Origin of the sequence: Pseudomonas sp. O230, assembly GCF_045447035.1 — a bacterium.
GTDB lineage: Bacteria > Pseudomonadota > Gammaproteobacteria > Pseudomonadales > Pseudomonadaceae > Aquipseudomonas.
This window is the reverse complement of sequence record NZ_JBJGXN010000009.1, coordinates 195,201-212,005: the sequence shown is the minus strand read 5'-3', so window position 1 is coordinate 212,005 and position 16,805 is coordinate 195,201. Positions and strand designations below refer to the sequence as shown.

The 16,805-nt window shown below is 59.9% G+C and carries 16 protein-coding genes; 8 read left to right on the top strand and 8 right to left on the bottom strand.

Annotated elements, in window-relative coordinates; all coding sequences use genetic code 11:
- The 4 genes from ACI77H_RS20705 to gloB all read right to left on the bottom strand — a co-directional run bounded on the left by ACI77H_RS20705 (position 1) and on the right by gloB (position 6,219).
- Complete coding sequence (locus ACI77H_RS20705) at positions 1-1,842, bottom strand: extracellular solute-binding protein (RefSeq protein WP_407013581.1); 1,842 nt, start codon at positions 1,840-1,842, stop codon at positions 1-3.
- Positions 1,839-3,647: an extracellular solute-binding protein gene (locus ACI77H_RS20700; protein ID WP_407013728.1), complete on the bottom strand. Its 1,809-nt coding sequence runs from the start codon at positions 3,645-3,647 to the stop codon at positions 1,839-1,841. Before ACI77H_RS20700 ends, ACI77H_RS20705 begins: the two co-directional genes overlap by 4 nt.
- Positions 3,648-3,894: 247 nt before the next feature.
- The gene (locus ACI77H_RS20695) at positions 3,895-5,352 is read right to left on the bottom strand and encodes a transglycosylase SLT domain-containing protein (protein ID WP_407013580.1); all 1,458 of its coding nucleotides are present in this window, start codon (positions 5,350-5,352) and stop codon (positions 3,895-3,897) included.
- A 99-nt stretch (positions 5,353-5,451) separates the two neighbouring features.
- On the bottom strand, positions 5,452-6,219 hold the full coding sequence (gene gloB, locus ACI77H_RS20690; protein WP_407013727.1) for a hydroxyacylglutathione hydrolase: 768 nt from the start codon (positions 6,217-6,219) through the stop codon (positions 5,452-5,454).
- Positions 6,220-6,284: 65 nt separating this feature from the next.
- Between gloB and ACI77H_RS20685 the strand changes: the two genes are divergently transcribed.
- Both ACI77H_RS20685 and rnhA read left to right on the top strand, forming a co-directional pair.
- Complete coding sequence (locus ACI77H_RS20685) at positions 6,285-7,043, top strand: methyltransferase domain-containing protein (protein ID WP_150639192.1); 759 nt, start codon at positions 6,285-6,287, stop codon at positions 7,041-7,043.
- Positions 7,044-7,133: 90 nt separating this feature from the next.
- Complete coding sequence (gene rnhA, locus ACI77H_RS20680) at positions 7,134-7,586, top strand: ribonuclease HI (protein ID WP_008028618.1); 453 nt, start codon at positions 7,134-7,136, stop codon at positions 7,584-7,586.
- Positions 7,587-7,692: 106 nt separating this feature from the next.
- On the opposite strand, the gene ACI77H_RS20675 is transcribed toward rnhA, so the two are convergent.
- The gene (locus tag ACI77H_RS20675) at positions 7,693-8,004 is read right to left on the bottom strand and encodes a DUF2388 domain-containing protein (protein ID WP_407013579.1); all 312 of its coding nucleotides are present in this window, start codon (positions 8,002-8,004) and stop codon (positions 7,693-7,695) included.
- A 190-nt stretch (positions 8,005-8,194) separates the two neighbouring features.
- Here ACI77H_RS20675 and dnaQ point away from each other — a divergent pair, with 190 nt between their 5' ends.
- From dnaQ to ACI77H_RS20660, 3 genes are all read left to right on the top strand, one after another.
- Complete coding sequence (gene dnaQ, locus ACI77H_RS20670) at positions 8,195-8,953, top strand: DNA polymerase III subunit epsilon (RefSeq protein ID WP_150630566.1); 759 nt, start codon at positions 8,195-8,197, stop codon at positions 8,951-8,953.
- 128 nt (positions 8,954-9,081) lie between these two features.
- Positions 9,082-11,337, top strand: a complete 2,256-nt coding sequence (locus ACI77H_RS20665) for an Orn/Lys/Arg decarboxylase N-terminal domain-containing protein (RefSeq protein ID WP_407013578.1) — start codon at positions 9,082-9,084, stop codon at positions 11,335-11,337.
- A gap of 14 nt (positions 11,338-11,351) precedes the next feature.
- Complete coding sequence (locus ACI77H_RS20660) at positions 11,352-11,966, top strand: GNAT family N-acetyltransferase (protein ID WP_407013577.1); 615 nt, start codon at positions 11,352-11,354, stop codon at positions 11,964-11,966.
- Here the strand turns inward: ACI77H_RS20660 and ACI77H_RS20655 are convergent.
- Entirely contained in the window at positions 11,932-12,825 is an 894-nt protein-coding gene (locus ACI77H_RS20655; RefSeq protein WP_407013576.1) for a LysR family transcriptional regulator, read from the bottom strand. The genes ACI77H_RS20660 and ACI77H_RS20655 overlap by 35 nt on opposite strands.
- An 88-nt stretch (positions 12,826-12,913) precedes the next feature.
- Positions 12,914-13,165 (bottom strand): hypothetical protein, encoded by a 252-nt coding sequence (locus tag ACI77H_RS20650; RefSeq protein ID WP_150630570.1) that lies wholly within the window; start codon positions 13,163-13,165, stop codon positions 12,914-12,916.
- Between the two features lie 175 nt (positions 13,166-13,340).
- Here ACI77H_RS20650 and ACI77H_RS20645 point away from each other — a divergent pair, with 175 nt between their 5' ends.
- The 3 genes from ACI77H_RS20645 to ACI77H_RS20635 all read left to right on the top strand — a co-directional run bounded on the left by ACI77H_RS20645 (position 13,341) and on the right by ACI77H_RS20635 (position 15,695).
- On the top strand, positions 13,341-13,901 hold the full coding sequence (locus tag ACI77H_RS20645) for an NADPH-dependent FMN reductase (protein ID WP_407013575.1): 561 nt from the start codon (positions 13,341-13,343) through the stop codon (positions 13,899-13,901).
- A 132-nt stretch (positions 13,902-14,033) separates the two neighbouring features.
- The gene (locus ACI77H_RS20640; protein WP_407013574.1) at positions 14,034-14,381 is read left to right on the top strand and encodes a metalloregulator ArsR/SmtB family transcription factor; all 348 of its coding nucleotides are present in this window, start codon (positions 14,034-14,036) and stop codon (positions 14,379-14,381) included.
- Between the two features lie 30 nt (positions 14,382-14,411).
- Complete coding sequence (locus ACI77H_RS20635; RefSeq protein ID WP_407013573.1) at positions 14,412-15,695, top strand: arsenic transporter; 1,284 nt, start codon at positions 14,412-14,414, stop codon at positions 15,693-15,695.
- 59 nt (positions 15,696-15,754) lie between these two features.
- Here ACI77H_RS20635 and ACI77H_RS20630 read toward each other — a convergent pair whose 3' ends face one another.
- Positions 15,755-16,705, bottom strand: a complete 951-nt coding sequence (locus ACI77H_RS20630; RefSeq protein WP_407013572.1) for a DUF1853 family protein — start codon at positions 16,703-16,705, stop codon at positions 15,755-15,757.
- Between the last annotated feature and the right edge of the window lie 100 nt (positions 16,706-16,805).

Sequence of the window (16,805 nt, the reverse complement as noted above, 5' to 3'; positions counted from 1 at the left end):
TTACTCCGTGCCCGCAGGGTCGGCTTGCAGTTTGGTTTCGACTTCTATCGCCGGTGTCACGTTGGGCTTGATCCACCAGGTGGCCGTGCCGATGTCGTACTTGGGTGAGATTTTCGGGTGTCCGATATGGTTCCAGTAAGCCACGCGCCAAGTCTTGATGTGCCAGTTGGGGATCACGTAATAGCCCCATTGCAGCACGCGGTCCAGTGCCCGGGCGTGAGCCACCAGGCTTTTGCGCGAATCGGCGTTGATCAACTGTTCGACCAGTTGGTCCACCACCGGGTCTTTCAGGCCCATGGAGTTGCGGCTGCCGGGCTTGTCGGCGGCGGCGGACATCCAGAATTCGCGCTGTTCGTTACCCGGCGAGTTGGATTGCGGGAAGCTGCCGACGATCATGTCGAAGTCCCGCGAACGCACGCGGTTGATGTACTGCGAGACATCGACCCGGCGAATCACCATATCAATTCCGAGGTCGCTGAGGTTGCGCTTGAACGGCAGCAGCACCCGTTCGAATTCGGTCTGGGCCAGCAGGAACTCGATGGTCACCGGTTTGCCGGTGGCGTCGACCATCTTGTCGTCGACGATCCGCCAGCCGGCCTCTTGCAGGAGTTGATAAGCCTTGCGTTGCTGCGTGCGGATCATGCCGCTGGCATCGGTCACGGGATTCTGGAACGCCTCGCTGAACACTTGCTCGGGAATCTTGCCACGGAACGGCTCGAGAATTGCCAACTGCTCGGCGTCGGGCAAACCGGTGGCGGCCATTTCCGAGTTTTCAAAGTAACTGCGGGTGCGCGCGTAGGCGCCGTTGAACAGTTGCTTGTTGGTCCACTCAAAGTCCAGCAACAACGTCAGCGCCTGGCGTACGCGTACGTCCTGGAACACCGGGCGACGCAGGTTGAAGACAAAACCCTGCATGCCGGTCGGGTTGCCGTTGGGAATCTGTTCCTTGTTCAGCCGACCTTCAGTGACCGCCGGGATGTTATAGGCGTTGGCCCAGTTTTTTGCGCTCATCTCCAGCCAGTAATCGAACTGACCGGCCTTGAGTGCTTCCAGGGCTACGGTGTTGTCGCGGTAATAATCGGTGGTCATCACGTCGAAGTTGTAGAAACCACGGTTGGCCGGCAGGTCCTTGCCCCAGTAATCCTTGACCCGCTCATACCGTACCGAGCGCCCGGCCTTCACTTCGCTGACCTTGTACGGGCCGCTGCCCAAAGGCATTTCCAGGTTGCCCTTGTTGAAGTCGCGAGTGGCCCACCAATGTTTGGGCAGCACTGGCAATTGGCCGAGGATCAACGGCAGTTCGCGGTTATTGGTGTGTTTGAACTTGAACAGGACGGTAAGCGGGTCTTCAGCGACCGCTTCGGCGACGTCGTTGTAGTAACCGCGATACAGCGGCGCGCCGTCCTTGATCAGAGTCTCGAAGCTGAACACCACGTCTTCGGCACGAATCGGATGACCGTCGTGGAAGCGCGCTTCGGGGCGCAGGTAGAAACGCACCCAACCGTTGTCCGGGGCTTTCTCGATCTTGCCGGCGACCAGGCCGTACTCGGTAAACGGTTCGTCGAGCCCCTGTTTGGCCAGGGTGTCGTAGATCAGTTCGATGTCGCTGGCGGGCACGCCTTTGCTGATGAACGGGTTGAGGCTGTCGAAGCCACCGAAACCGGCCTGACGAAAGATCCCGCCCTTGGGCGCGTCGGGGTTCACGTAGTCGAAATGTTTGAAGTCGGCCGGGTATTTCGGCGGTTCGTTGTACAAGGTCAGGGCGTGTTGCGGGGCGGCGCAGGCCAGCCCGGCGAACAACAGGCCGCTGGCCTGCAAGAGCAGGGCGCGTATGGGTTTCATCGATCTTTCTCCGAAGATTTCAGCCACCACGCGCTCAGGCCCAGCGTATAGGGCGGCGTGGTGACGAAGGCGAACCGGTTGCGGTAGGCCAGGCGGTGATAATTGAGGTACCAGTTGGGAATGATGTAGTGCTGCCACAACAACACGCGGTCCAGGGCTTTACCGGCGGCAACCTGTTCATCGCGGGTCTGGGCGGAGAGCAGTTTTTCCAGCAAATGGTCGACCACCGGATTGGCGATGCCCGCGTAATTTTTGCTGCCCTTGACCCCGACCTGGCTGGAGTGGAAATACTGCCATTGTTCCAGACCGGGGCTGAGAGTCTGGTTCAGGGTCATCAGGATCATGTCGAAGTCGAACTGGTCGAGGCGCTGTTTGTACTGGGCGCGATCCACCGTACGCAGGCGGGCATCAATGCCGATACTGGCGAGGTTCTCGACATAAGGCTGGAGGATGCGTTCCAGATTCGGGTTGACCAGCAGGATCTCCAGCGAGAGCGGCTGGCCCTTGGCGTTTTCGACCCGCTGACCGTTGAGCTTCCAGCCGGCCTCGGCGAGCAGACTCAGGGCCTGGCGCAGGGTTTCCCGCGGGATGCCGCGCCCTTGGGTCTGCGGCAGGTTGAACGGCTCGGTAAGCAGCTTGGCGGGCAATTGCTCGCGGTACGGCTTGAGCATCAACCATTCATGACCGACCGGCAGGCCGGTGGCCGAGAACTCGCTGTTGGGGTAGTAACTCATGGCGCGCTGGTAGGAGCCGCTGAACAGCGTGCGATTGGTCCACTCGAAATCGAACATCAGCCCCAGGGCTTCGCGCACCTTCGCGTCGGAGAACGTCGGGCGCCGGGTGTTCATGAACAGGCCCTGGCTCTGGGTCGGGATCTGATGCGGGATCTGTGCCTTGATCACGTCGCCGCGGGTGACAGCCGGGAAACGGTAGCCGTTATCCCAGTTCTTCGCCTGGTGTTCTATGTAGATGTCGAACTCGCCGGCTTTGAAGGCCTCGAACGCGACGTCGCTGTCGCGGTAGAACTCGACTTCCATGCGGTCGAAGTTGTATTTTCCGCGATTGACCGGCAGGTCCTTGCCCCAATAATCCTTGACCCGTTCAAACACAATCTGGCGCCCGGGCGTGACCGCGGTGATGCGGTACGGACCGCTGCCCAGCGGCGGCTCGAACGTGGTGGCCTTGAAGTCACGACCTTTCCAGTAATGCTGCGGCAGCACCGGCAACTCGCCCAGACGCAGGATCAGCAAGGGATTGCCGGCGCGCTTGAAGACGAAACGGATGCGCTGCGGGCTGAGCACGTCGACCCGCAACACTTCCTGAAGGCTGGTGCGGTATTGCGGGTGGCCGTCCTTGAGCAACAAGCGGTAAGAGAATGCGACGTCGTACGCGGTGATCGGCGTGCCATCGTGAAACCGGGCTTCGGGGCGCAGGTTGAACACCACCCAGCTGCGGTCTTCGCTGTATTCCACCGATTGTGCGATCAAGCCATAACTGGACGTGGGCTCGTCGCCGGACGGCGCGTACTGGCCGGTGCCGACCATCAGCGGTTCGTTGAGTTCGTTGATGCCGTATTGCAGGAAATTCGCGGTGGAGACCGGGCTCGACCCCTTGAACGTGTACGGGTTGAGCGTATCGAAGGTGCCGAACGCCATCACCCGCAATGTACCGCCCTTGGGCGCTTGCGGGTTGACCCAGTCGAAGTGGGTAAATCTGGCCGGGTACTTGAGCGTGCCGAACTGCGCATAACCATGGCTTTCGCTGATCGTCGCGCTTGCGGAGGAGCTCAAGGCCAGGCTGATCAGGAGAAGGAGGAGGGGACGCTTCAAGTCAGAGATCCGATCCAGGCGGCTTGGGCTTTGTGGGCCGTACAGTAACAGCTTGTATGGACAGGAAAAAGACAGCGTTTTTGTAGGAGCCAGCTTGCTCGCGATGGTCGTTAACGATTACGCGGGGTTACTGGATAACCGCAGCGTCATTGAATGCGTCGCGAGCAAGCTCGCTCCTGCAGGTACAGGCAAAAAAAAGCCCCTGAAGTCAGGGGCTCGTTTTTTAGTGCGGCGAAGCAACCGTCAACATCTGACCCGGCTTCAGCGCTTGGCCGACCCGCGGGTTCCAGCGTTTGAGGTGTTGCATTTCAACGTTGAAACGCTTGGCCACGATGTACAGCGAATCACCCTGCTGGACCTTGTATTGGGTCTGCGGTTTCTTGGCGTCCGTCTTGGAAGTCGCCTTGGTGTTGGCGGCCACTACGGTATTGACGCGTCCGGCGCTGCGCTTGGTCTTGTCCTGCATCACCAGCGTCTGGCCAACCTTGAGGTCCTTGCCGGTCAGCTTGTTCCAGCGTTGCAGGTCTTTCACGTCGACCTTGTTGGCCTTGGCGATGGTACCGAGGTTGTCGCCACGTTTGACGCGGTAGGCGCGCTTGAGGCTGGCGAGCTGGGTGTCGTCTGCGCCTTCGAACACCGGTTTGAGCGGCTTCTTGCTGATCAGCTCTTCGGGACGCATGGTCGAGAGGCTGGCGGTCAGCAGTTGCGCCTTGGACGTCGGCACCAGCAAATGCTGAGGACCATCTGCAGTGGTGGTGCGCTGCTTGAAGGCCGGGTTGAGCTGGAACAGCTCGTCTTCGTCGATATTGGCCACCGCAGCCACCTTGGACAGGTCCATGCGCTGGTTGATTTCGACGACCTGGAAATACGGTTCGTTGGCGATCGGGTTGAGGTTCACGCCGTAGGCTTCTGGCGCCAGGACCACTTGCGACAGCGCCAGCAACTTCGGCACATAGGCCTGGGTTTCGGACGGCAGCGGCAGGTTCCAGTAATCGGTGGGCAAGCCAAGCTTTTCGTTACGCTCAATGGCCCGGCTGACCGTGCCTTCACCCGCGTTGTAAGCCGCGAGGGCCAGCAGCCAGTCGCCGTTGAACATGTCGTGCAGGCGTGTCAGGTAATCCAACGCAGCGGTGGTCGAAGCGGTAATGTCGCGTCGGCCATCGTAGAAGCGGGTCTGGCGCAGGTTGAAGTAACGCCCGGTGGAAGGAATGAATTGCCACAAGCCAACCGCGTCGGCCCGGGAATAGGCCATCGGGTTGTAGGCGCTTTCAATCACTGGCAGCAGCGCCAGTTCCAGCGGCATGTTGCGTTCTTCAAGGCGTTCGACGATGTAGTGAATGTAGAGGCTGCCGCGTTCGCCGGCGTTTTCGAGGAAAGAAGGATTGCTGGCGAACCACAGGCGCTGTTGCTCGATTCGCGGGTTGACGCCCAGACCTTCCTGCAGCTGGAAGCCCTGGCGCATGCGCTCCCAGACGTCCTGTGGAATTTGCGGGGTGGGTTTTTCACTGAGCCAGATGGGCTTCTGTTTGGCTCGCGCGGCAATATTCGGGGTGTGTGCCGCGTCGGTCTGCGGCACATGGCTGGAACAGCCCGCCAGAGTGGCGGACACAGCCACCGCTATGGCTTGAGCCAAGCGGGTCAATGCGTCTGAATTGATGGCTTTACGAATAGGTGACGACATTGGCTGGAAGTAAGTTCCGGGCAAAAATGTCGGGCGATTCTAGAAAGCGCACCCCTTGCGGTCAACCATTCAGATTTTTCGCGCCGATGACAGGCCCTGTCAGAACGTATCTTTCCAAGCCCGCAGAGCAGCAAAAACCGCACTCGGAGCCCGGTTATAGGTGCCATTCCGTTCGTCCACTTTTTCTTTAACGGATGTTTCGCCGGTGCGCAAAAACGGGTTTGTCAGCTTTTCCAGAGCGATCGTCGAAGGCAGTGTGATGACGCCTGCCGCGCGTTGTTCGGTGACTTTTGCCAGCCGTTCGGCCGTGTGTGGATTGCCCGGTTCGACCGCAGCGGCGAATCGCAGGTTACTCAGGGTGTATTCATGCGTGCAATAGACCTGTGTATCTTCGGGAAGCGACGCGAGGCGTGTCAGGGAGGTGTGCATTTGCTCGGGCGTGCCTTCGAACAACCGCCCGCAACCGGCGGCGAACAGCGTATCGCCGCAAAACAGCAGGCCCCGGTGATAGAACGCGATGTGTCCCAACGTGTGGCCGGGGACTTCGATGACGTCGAAATCGCAGCCGAGCACGCTGATACGGTCGTTGTCCTTGAGCGCGATGTCCCGCGCCGGGATGGTTTCACTGGCCGGGCCGTAGACCTTTGCGTCCGTCGCTTTTTTCAGCTCCTCGACACCGCCGACATGGTCGTGATGATGGTGAGTGATCAAAATATCACTCAGTGCCCAACCCGTGTTCGCCGCGAGCCATGCCTGAACCGGCGCGGCATCGCCGGGATCGACCACCGCGCAGCGTCGTGTGGCGGGGTCTTGCAACAACCAGATGTAGTTGTCGGAGAAGGCAGGCAGGGCACTGATCTGTATCATCGTCGGATTCGCCAAGCGGAAAACAATGGCGCATCTTAGAACTTCCTGGCGCGTTGGAGAATGCAATGACTGATAAAGCGTTCGCTCAGGCTGATCCTGACTGGCTGGCCCTGATCAGCGCGGCCCGTGAATGGCTGTCCGGCCCCATCGGGCAATTCCTGCTGGACGAAGAACGACGCATGCTCGAAGACGAGCTTGGGCGTTTCTTCGGTGGCTATCTGGTGCATTACGGTCCTTCGGCCGAGACACCGCCGTCGGCGCCGCAGGTCCAGCGCAATGTGCGGCTGGGTGCGCCATTGCCGGGTGTCGAAATTGTTTGTGAAGAGCAGGCCTGGCCGTTGAGCGAACATGCCGCCGACGTGGTGGTGTTGCAGCACGGTCTGGATTTCTGCCTGTCGCCCCACGGTTTGCTGCGTGAAGCGGCGAGCAGCGTGCGGCCCGGCGGGCATTTGCTGATCGTCGGGATCAACCCCTGGAGCAGTTGGGGCTTGCGTCACGTATTCGCCCATGACGCCCTGCGCAAGGCTCGATGCATTTCACCGTCGCGGGTCGCCGACTGGCTGAACCTGCTGGGCTTCGCGCTGGAGAAACGCCGCTTCGGGTGCTATCGTCCGCCGCTTGCGTCCCCCGCCTGGCAGGCCCGTTTGGCCGGTTGGGAACGCAAGGCCGGTGACTGGCAACTCTCGGGTGGCGGCTTCTATTTATTGGTCGCACGCAAGATCGTGGTTGGCCTGCGACCGGTGCGTCAAGAGCGTCGCGAGCCTATGGGTAAGTTGATTCCATTGCCGATGGCCAAGGTCAACCGCCGCAACATCGAGCCGTAACACTTTTTATATTCCCGGCCGGGCGCGTCCCGGCCTCGGGCATCGTCGATCAACGATCGGCGGGCCACCGCATTTTCTGGATAGATTGGCATGAGCGATAGCGTAGAACTCTTCACCGACGGTGCCTGCAAGGGCAACCCTGGCCCAGGCGGCTGGGGCGCATTGCTGGTGTGCAAGGGCGTTGAAAAAGAACTCTGGGGTGGCGAAGCCAACACCACCAACAACCGCATGGAACTGATGGGCGCGATCCGCGGGCTGGAAGAGCTCAAGCGTTCCTGCGACGTGCTGCTGGTGACGGACTCGCAGTATGTGATGAAAGGCATCAACGAATGGATGGACAACTGGAAGAAGCGCGGCTGGAAAACAGCGGCGAAAGAACCGGTAAAAAACGCTGACCTGTGGAAATTGCTGGACGAGCAGGTCAACCGCCACAACGTCACCTGGAAGTGGGTGCGCGGGCACATCGGGCATCACGGCAATGAGCGGGCCGACCAGTTGGCCAACCGTGGCGTGGATGAAGTGCGCGGTTACAAACAAGCCTGACCCACCCCGACCTTTGTAGGAGCCAGCTCGCTGGCGATAGGTCGTGAGGCTTGTATTGATCTCGGGAACGCTATCGCCGGCAAGCCGGCTCCTACAAAGTCGGTGTTCACAGCATCAAAATGGCGCTGGCCAGTTGTTGGTCTGAATACTGATCGCTCAGTTCACCCCGAATCCTCTCAAATGCTGCTTCAATCCGCGCTCCGCGAATCTCCCCTTCACTCGCCACAAACGCTGCCGCATCATCCTTGGCCGCCAGCACGACCTTGTCATCCTTGAACGATCCGCTCGTGCCCTTGGACGAACTCAAGGACAGGCTCAGCGTGATATCGGTGCTGATTACAAAACTGGTGGCCTGGGCGGTGGTTGCGATCAGGCAACTGACCAGGACAAGCAGGCGAAGCGATTGCGTGGTGGTCATGTCGAACTCAAATCCATCGAAAACAAGCCGCGAACGCTAGCAAGCCGTTCTTCGACAGACTTTATGAACATTGCTAATGATTGTTAAAAACTGCATGAGCGCCAGTCATTTGCCTGTGCGCACGCCTGATCCCGCGGGCGTGTTAACATCGCCGCTTTTGCACGATTGACCCGTTGAGAGCTGAGCACTGATGGCCACCAGATCCGTTGTACTCGATACCGAAACCACCGGCATGCCGGTGACCGACGGCCACCGGATTATCGAAATCGGTTGTGTCGAGTTGATTGGTCGGCGCCTGACCGGCCGGCATTTTCACGTTTACCTGCAGCCGGACCGCGAGAGTGACGAAGGCGCCATTGGTGTCCACGGCATCACCAACGAATTCCTGGTGGGCAAGCCGCGCTTCAATGAAGTGGCTGATGAGTTTTTCGAATTCATCAAGGGCGCGCAGCTGATCATCCATAACGCGGCGTTCGACGTTGGTTTCATCAACAACGAATTCGCCCTGATGGGCCAGCACGATCGCGCCGACATCACGCAACACTGCTCGATCCTCGACACCCTGATGATGGCCCGGGAACGTCACCCAGGGCAGCGCAACAGCCTCGATGCGTTGTGCAAACGCTATGGCGTCGACAACTCCGGCCGTGAACTCCACGGTGCCTTGCTCGACTCCGAGATTCTCGCCGACGTTTACCTGACCATGACCGGCGGCCAGACCAGCCTGTCGCTGGCCGGTAATGCGTCCGACGGTAATGGTTCCGGCGAAGGCGCGGACAACTCTGCCACGGAAATCCGTCGCTTGCCGGCTGATCGCCAGCCAACCCGGATCATCCGCGCGAGTGAAGATGATTTGGCGCAACACGTGGCCCGTCTGGAAGTCATCGCCAAATCCGCGGGTGCTCCATCGCTGTGGCAACAACTCGTCGAGGCTGAGGCGCAGGCCTGAGTGGATGGCGACATGAGGGTGCGCCGGTTGACCCATTTCGGGGCATCGGCGCTCGCCACATCCGCTCCAACCCTCTACCCTGAGGATATTGGCAGACCATGGTCTGCCGCCTCAGGACACTGAGCCCCATGTACAAAGATTTGAAATTCCCGGTCCTGATCGTCCATCGCGACATCAAGGCCGACACCGTCGCCGGTGATCGCGTGCGTGGCATCGCCCGGGAGCTGGAGCAGGAAGGCTTCAGCATTGTCTCGGCGGTGGATTACGCCGAGGGGCGGCTGGTCGCGTCGACCCATCATGGCCTCTCGTGCATGCTGATCGCCGCCGAGGACCCTAGCGCCAATTCCCATCTGCTGCAGAACATGGCCGAACTGATCAGCCTGGCGCGGGTTCGCGCGCCGGACTTGCCGATCTTCGCGCTGGGCGAGCAAGTGACGCTGGAAAACGCCCCGGCCGATGCGATGGACGAGCTCAATCAACTGCGCGGCATTCTTTATCTGTTCGAAGACACCGTGCCGTTTCTGGCGAGGCAGGTTGCGCGAGCCGCGCGTAAATACCTGGATGGCCTGCTGCCGCCGTTCTTCAAGGCTTTGGTGCAACACACCGCCGACTCCAATTATTCCTGGCATACGCCCGGCCATGGCGGCGGCGTGGCCTATCACAAGAGTCCGGTGGGGCAAGCGTTTCATCAGTTTTTCGGGGAAAATACCCTGCGTTCGGACTTGTCGGTGTCGGTGCCGGAACTGGGCTCGTTGCTCGACCATACCGGCCCGCTGGCCGAGGCGGAAGCGCGAGCGGCGCGTAACTTCGGCGCCGATCACACCTTTTTCGTGATCAATGGCACATCGACTGCCAACAAGATCGTCTGGCATTCCATGGTCGCCCGCGATGACCTGGTGCTGGTGGACCGCAATTGCCACAAGTCGGTGCTGCACTCGATCATCATGACTGGCGCGATTCCGTTGTACCTGTGTCCGGAGCGCAACGAGCTGGGGATCATCGGCCCGATTCCGTTGAGTGAATTCAGCCGCGAATCGATCCAGGCCAAGATCGATGCCAGCCCGCTGACCAAGGGCCGTGAGCCCAAGGTCAAACTGGCAGTGGTGACCAATTCCACCTACGACGGCCTTTGTTACAACGCGGAGCTGATCAAGCAAAGCCTGGGCAACAGCGTCGAGGTGCTGCATTTCGACGAAGCCTGGTATGCCTATGCGGCGTTTCACGAGTTTTTTGCCGGACGTTACGGCATGGGCACATCGCGCAGCGCGGACAGCCCGCTGGTGTTCACCACCCATTCCACGCACAAACTGTTGGCGGCGTTCAGCCAGGCCTCGATGATTCACGTCCAGGACGGCGGCGCCCGGCAACTGGATCGCGACCGCTTCAACGAAGCGTTCATGATGCACATCTCGACGTCGCCGCAGTACAGCATCATCGCCTCTCTGGATGTGGCGTCGGCGATGATGGAAGGTCCGGCGGGTCGCTCGCTGTTACAGGAAATGTTCGACGAGGCCCTGAGTTTCCGTCGGGCACTGGCCAATTTGCGTCAGCACATTGCCGCTGATGACTGGTGGTTCTCCATCTGGCAGCCGCCGTCGGTTGAAGGCATCGAGCGTGTCGTCACCGAAGACTGGCTGCTGCAGCCCGATGCCGACTGGCACGGCTTTGGCGGCGTGACCGATGACTACGTGCTGCTCGATCCGGTCAAAGTCACGCTGGTAATGCCGGGTCTCACCGCCGGCGGCGCGTTGAGCGAGCGCGGGATTCCGGCAGCGGTGGTCAGCAAATTCCTCTGGGAACGCGGGCTGGTGGTCGAGAAGACCGGGCTCTATTCGTTTCTGGTGCTGTTCTCCATGGGCATCACCAAGGGCAAATGGAGCACGTTGCTGACCGAGTTGCTGGAGTTCAAGCGCAGCTACGACGCCAACGTCAGTCTCGCGACCTGCCTGCCCTGTGTGGCGCAACAGGATGGCGCTCGTTACAAAGGCATGGGGTTGCGCGATTTGTGCGATCAACTGCACGCCTGCTACCGCAGCAATGCCACGGCCAAGCACCTCAAACGCATGTACACCGTGCTGCCGGAAATCGCCATGAAGCCGGCTCACGCCTATGATCATCTGGTACGGGGCGAGGTGGAGGCGGTGTCGATTGATGCGCTGGACGGCCGCATCGCCGCCGTGATGCTGGTGCCGTATCCGCCAGGAATCCCGTTGATCATGCCTGGCGAACGTTTCACCGAGTCGACCCGCTCGATCATCGATTACCTGGCGTTTGCCCGCACGTTCGACAGCAGTTTCCCGGGGTTTGTCGCCGATGTGCACGGCTTGCAACACGAAGACGAGGGCAATGGGCGGCATTACACCGTCGATTGCATCAAGGAGTGAGGACCTTTCCCAGTATGCAACCGGTCATGAATCCAAAATACCCAGGCCTGTCTGTTCGTGTTGCTGACGACGGCTTTGCGGCTTACATCTGGGGCAGTGATTTCAGTTTTGAAGTCACGGCCTATGGCGCAGCCGACATCGGCAAGCCGGTCGAGCAGTGGCCGGTGACGCCGATCACCCCTTACCGTAAGTGCTATGGCATCGATCCCGAGGAATTCAGCAGTTTCCGCGACGCTGCCGACAGCGCGATTTTCATGGCTTACCTCGATGATGAGCCGGTGGGCCACCTGGTGGTCAGCACCAATTGGAACGGCTTTGCCCATATCGACGAGTTGGCGGTGCATGCGCCGGCCCGCCGACATGGCGTGGCCAAGGCGTTGCTGGATGTGGCGCAATTCTGGAGCCGCAAGAAAAAACTGCCGGGCATCATGCTCGAAACCCAGAACAACAATCTGGGCGCGTGTCGGCTGTATGAGCGCTGCGGTTATGTGATGGGGGGGGTGGATCATCTGCGCTATCGCGGCATCGATCCGAACACCGCCGAAATCGCCTTGTTCTGGTATCGATTATTCGACAACCCGCTGGAAAACCCGATCAGCTCGCCAACATCGCCATCGCTTGTTCCGTGACGATGTCCAGCAGTGCCTGAACGGCGGGGGATGGCTCGCCGTTCTTCAGGGTCAGGGCATAGACGCTGATCGGCACGGCGGGCGCCAACGGGCAGGCGTCCAGGCCAGCGGATTTGGCCCTGAGCGCGGTGAACGGGTCGACAATCGCCAAGCCTTCTCCGGCTTCGACCATGCTGCGCATCATCTGGTGAGTCTGAACCCGGGTGTGGATCACCGGGGCAGGGCGCAGGGCGTGCAGTTTGTTGTCGAGCGCCGGGCTCAGCGGATCATGACCTTCCAGGCCGACCATCGACTGCCCCGCCAGGTCCTGCAGTGAAATGTACTTTTGCTTCGCTTGCAGCCAGCCATGGGGGGCCAGCAGCTGGAGTTTACCTTGGGCAATCACCTGGCAATGAATGTCGGCGTGGTCGGGATCGTGCAAGCTCAGGCCAAGATCGCTTTCGCGCAGCAGCAGGCTTCTGACGATGTCACGGGTGGGTTGGCTCAGGAGGCTGCAAGGCACGTCGGGAAGACGCCGGCGCAACACTGCGATGCTCTGCGGCAACAATTGTTGTGCCAAGGGCGGTGTGCAAATGATGCGAAGGGGTGGGGCCTGATATTGCTTGAGGCTGCTGGCCAGTCGCTGGACCGGCTCGAGTGCATCGTAGACGTGGGCGATTTCGACCTGTAGCTCCCGCGCCTCGCGCGTGGCCTGCAAGCGTCCACGCACGCTGGAAAACAGCATGAAACCCAACTGACTCTCGGCGTCGCGCAGAATGCTGTCGACCTCGGCCACTGGCAACTGCAGCCATTCGGCGGCGGTGCCCAGGTGACCGGTCTGCAAGAGCGCCTGGATCACTTCGATATGACGTAAACGCATGCGTGAAGTCCATGTTCAGCAGGTGGGGGAGTCAGTGGCTGAATCCTAACCCAAGTCCGCGCATATGACTTCTGCTCATAACGCGAGGTTATGAAGCGACGTTGGTTTCCGGCAGGTTACCGACATAGGTGTCGGGTTCGCGCACGATGGTGACGTCCGATTGCACCAGCAAAAACTGATTGTCATCGAGTTTTTTTACACGATCGCCAATGGCCAGCTTGTAAGTGGTTACAGCGGTGAGACCGTCTGCCGACGGGGTGGATTCCTGGAACTCATGCACGGAATAGACACGGCCTTCCGCGTCTCTTGCATGGAACTGACCGACGAGTACTGCTGCCATCTGCTTAGAACCTCTGGAGATAAATCACTCAATTTGCGGTTCTGTAGACCGTGGTTGGGCGAGGTAAGTTTTCCTACAGGAAAAAAATAGTCAGGGGCGGCGTTTTCAGTCGACCCCTGCTTGATTCGTCATCTATAACTACAAGCTCTTTCCATCGGACAGTCGAGAATCTTCCATGAGCAACGTCTACACGATCGCCGTTCTGGTCGGCAGCTTGAGAAAGGAATCGATCAATCGCAAGGTGGCGTTGGCCCTGGCCGATCTGGCGCCTGCACATCTCAAACTCAACATCGTCGAAATTGGCGACTTGCCGCTCTACAACGAAGACATCGATGGCGAATCACCGCCGGCAGCCTACAGCACTTTCCGGCAACAAGTGAGTTCATCCGACGCGTTGCTGTTTGTCACCCCCGAATACAACCGTTCGGTCCCGGCACCTTTGAAGAACGCAATCGACGTCGGTTCGCGGCCCTATGGCAAGAGCGCCTGGGGTGGCAAGCCAGGTGCGGTGATCAGCGTTTCACCGGGGGCGATTGGCGGGTTTGGCGCCAACCATCATTTGCGCCAGTCCATGGTGTTTCTCGATGTGCCCTGCATGCAACAACCGGAAGCCTACTTGGGCGGTGCGGGTTCGGCCTTTGATGAGGCGGGCAAATTGTCCGAGACGGTGAAGCCATTTTTGCAGAGTTTCATCAATGCTTATGGGAAGTGGGTCGAACAGCACAAGAAGGTCTGAATGACACGTGTAGCAACTGCCGAATGCAGTCCCGGCAGTTGCTACATCAAACACCCGTTTCCAGACTTTGCTTTACTGGATATTCGAATTTCCATATATTCACGCCTTGTTTGCCCAGAGGCGTTTCCCTGCATGTCTGACTCCCATACTCCCGTTGATATCTTCAAGGCTTTGGCCGATGACACACGCAGCCGTATTGCGCTGTTGATCGTCCGCGAAGGCGAGTTGTGCGTGTGCGAATTGACCGCCGGGCTGGACTTGAGCCAGCCGAAAATTTCCCGCCATCTGGCGCTTTTGCGCAGTAATGGGCTGTTGGCAGACCGCCGCCAGGGACAGTGGGTGTTCTATCGCCTGCATCCGGACCTCGCCCCTTGGGTCATCACTATGCTGAAAGGCGCACTGGCGGAACATCAAGGTTGGCTGGCTACCGACGTCGCACGCCTTCAAGCCATGACCGATCGACCTGTACGTTGCTGTTAATCCCTGATTTCTGTTGAAGGCATGCTTTGCATGCTCATTGCGTCGTTGATTTTCCTGCTGACTATTACCTTGGTGATCTGGCAACCCAAAGGCCTGGGTGTCGGTTGGAGTGCGGTGTTCGGCGCCGTGCTGGCGCTGATTTTTGGTGTGGTGCACCTGAGCGACATTCCGCTGGTGTGGCAGATTATCTGGAACGCGACCGGCACTTTTGTCGCGCTGATCATCATCAGCCTGTTGCTGGACGAGGCGGGGTTCTTTGCCTGGGCGGCGCTGCACGTGGCGCGTTGGGGGCGGGGCAGTGGGCGCAAGCTGTTTGCCTACATGGTGCTGCTCGGCGCGCTGGTCTCGGCGCTGTTTGCCAACGACGGCGCGGCGCTGATCCTCACGCCCATCGTGATTTCCATGCTGCTGGCATTGCGCTTTTCCCCGGCGGCGACCCTGGCGTTCGTGATGGGCGCCGGGTTTATCGCCGACACCGCAAGCCTGCCGCTGGTGGTGTCGAACCTGGTGAACATCGTTTCCGCCGATTTCTTCCACATCGGCTTCAATCGCTACGCGGCGGTGATGGTTCCAGTCAACCTGGTGAGCGTTGCGGCGACACTGGCGGTATTGATGTGGTACTTCCGGCGCGACATTCCCAAGGATTATGACCCTGAGCAACTGGAACGTCCGTCCAGTGCGATCCATGACAAGGCGACGTTTTATGCCGGTTGGGTGGTGTTGCTGATCCTGCTGCTCGGCTGTTTTGCGCTGGAGCCGCTGGGCATTCCCATCAGCGGCATTTCGGCGGTGTGCGCAGCGTTGCTGCTGGCGATTGCTGCCCGAGGTCACAAGATTTCCACGCGCAAGGTGCTGAAAGAAGCGCCGTGGCAGATCGTGATTTTTTCACTGGGCATGTACCTGGTGGTCTACGGCTTGCGTAATGCCGGGCTCACCGGGTATCTGGCGGGTTGGCTGGACGGTTTTGCCGGTTATGGCGTCTGGGGCGCGGCCATGGGGACGGGTGTGCTGACGGCGCTGCTGTCGTCGATCATGAATAACCTGCCGACGGTGCTGATTGGTCTGTTGTCGATTGACGCGAGCCAGGCGACCGGGGTGGTGAAGGAGGCAATGATCTACGCCAACGTCATCGGCAGCGACCTGGGGCCGAAGATTACGCCGATTGGCAGTCTGGCGACGTTGCTGTGGTTGCATGTGCTGGAGCGCAAGAATATCCGGATCGGGTGGGGGTATTACTTCAAGGTCGGGATTGTGTTGACGGTGCCAGTGTTGTTGGTGACGTTGGCGGCGTTGGCTGTGCGGTTGTCCATTTAGACCGGGTTGGCCCCATTGCGAGCCTGCTCGCGATGCGGCCGGTACAGACGCTACAAATCTCAACCACTGCCCGGCACATTCGGCCAAAGATCCGCCACCAGAAACAACCGCTCTGCCTCTTCCCAATCCCCATCGGCATTTTCGATCAACCGCACCAGCAATTGCGCCGGCGCCAGCGGCTCCAGATCGTTCAGCCACGCTTCCAGCTGTTGCGTGCTCCAGGTCTGCTCGCCCGGGTAGTGCGCCGGCGCCAGCCAGGCGTGGCGGGGCAGGGGTTGCCAGCGACCGAACGGGCGCTGCGTGACAAAATCATTCCAGTCCTTTTGATGCAGCCAGCTACCGCGCAAATGCTGTGGGTGCGCACCGCTTGGGGATTCGGATTGCCCCGGCCACGGGTACAGCAGATAGCCGCCCAGCCACAAATGCGCGCTGAACTGCTGGATGTCCAGCGCAGCGAGGACTTCGCGGCTCTCCGGGCGGGCGGAAATCGGTAACTGATGCTGACTCAAATGCGCCAGTTTGCGGTCCAGCCGATCGTGGCAGCCCGGTCCCAGCCATTGCGCGGTGTCATGCCCATTGCCGTCTTGCGGGCCGAGGTAAAGCTTGATTGCCAGTTCCAGGTGATGCACGCCTTCGCGGTCGCGCAGCAGCATGTCCAGTTCGCCCAGCGTGTGGCCTTCGCGACGGATGGGCAGGTTCGCGGCAATCAGATCGATGCCCGGTGCATGGCGCACGGCGTATTGCCACAACCGTTCGTAATACAAACCCAGGCGCCGGGTCCGGGCCTGAGCCAGCCAGTGCAGCAGGTCATAGCTGTCACGATCCAGTTGCCGCAGCCACAATTCCAGCCGTTCCGGCGCCTGCACCCAGTCACTGCCGGCCAGTGGATGGCGTTGCGGCCACGGCGTGACCTCGAGCATCGGTGGCGCGAGGATGACCCAGGCCAGGTCGCGCACCTCGGGATGGCGCAACTGATGGGGTAACTGCAGCAAATCGGGAAATAGGATCATCTTGCGAGCATAGCCCTAAACCGGAGTGCGCCCTTGTGGCTGAAAGGATTTTGTCTATCCCGCGCTTTCGCCCATAATCGTGCTTTTCGCCGTCGCAAAC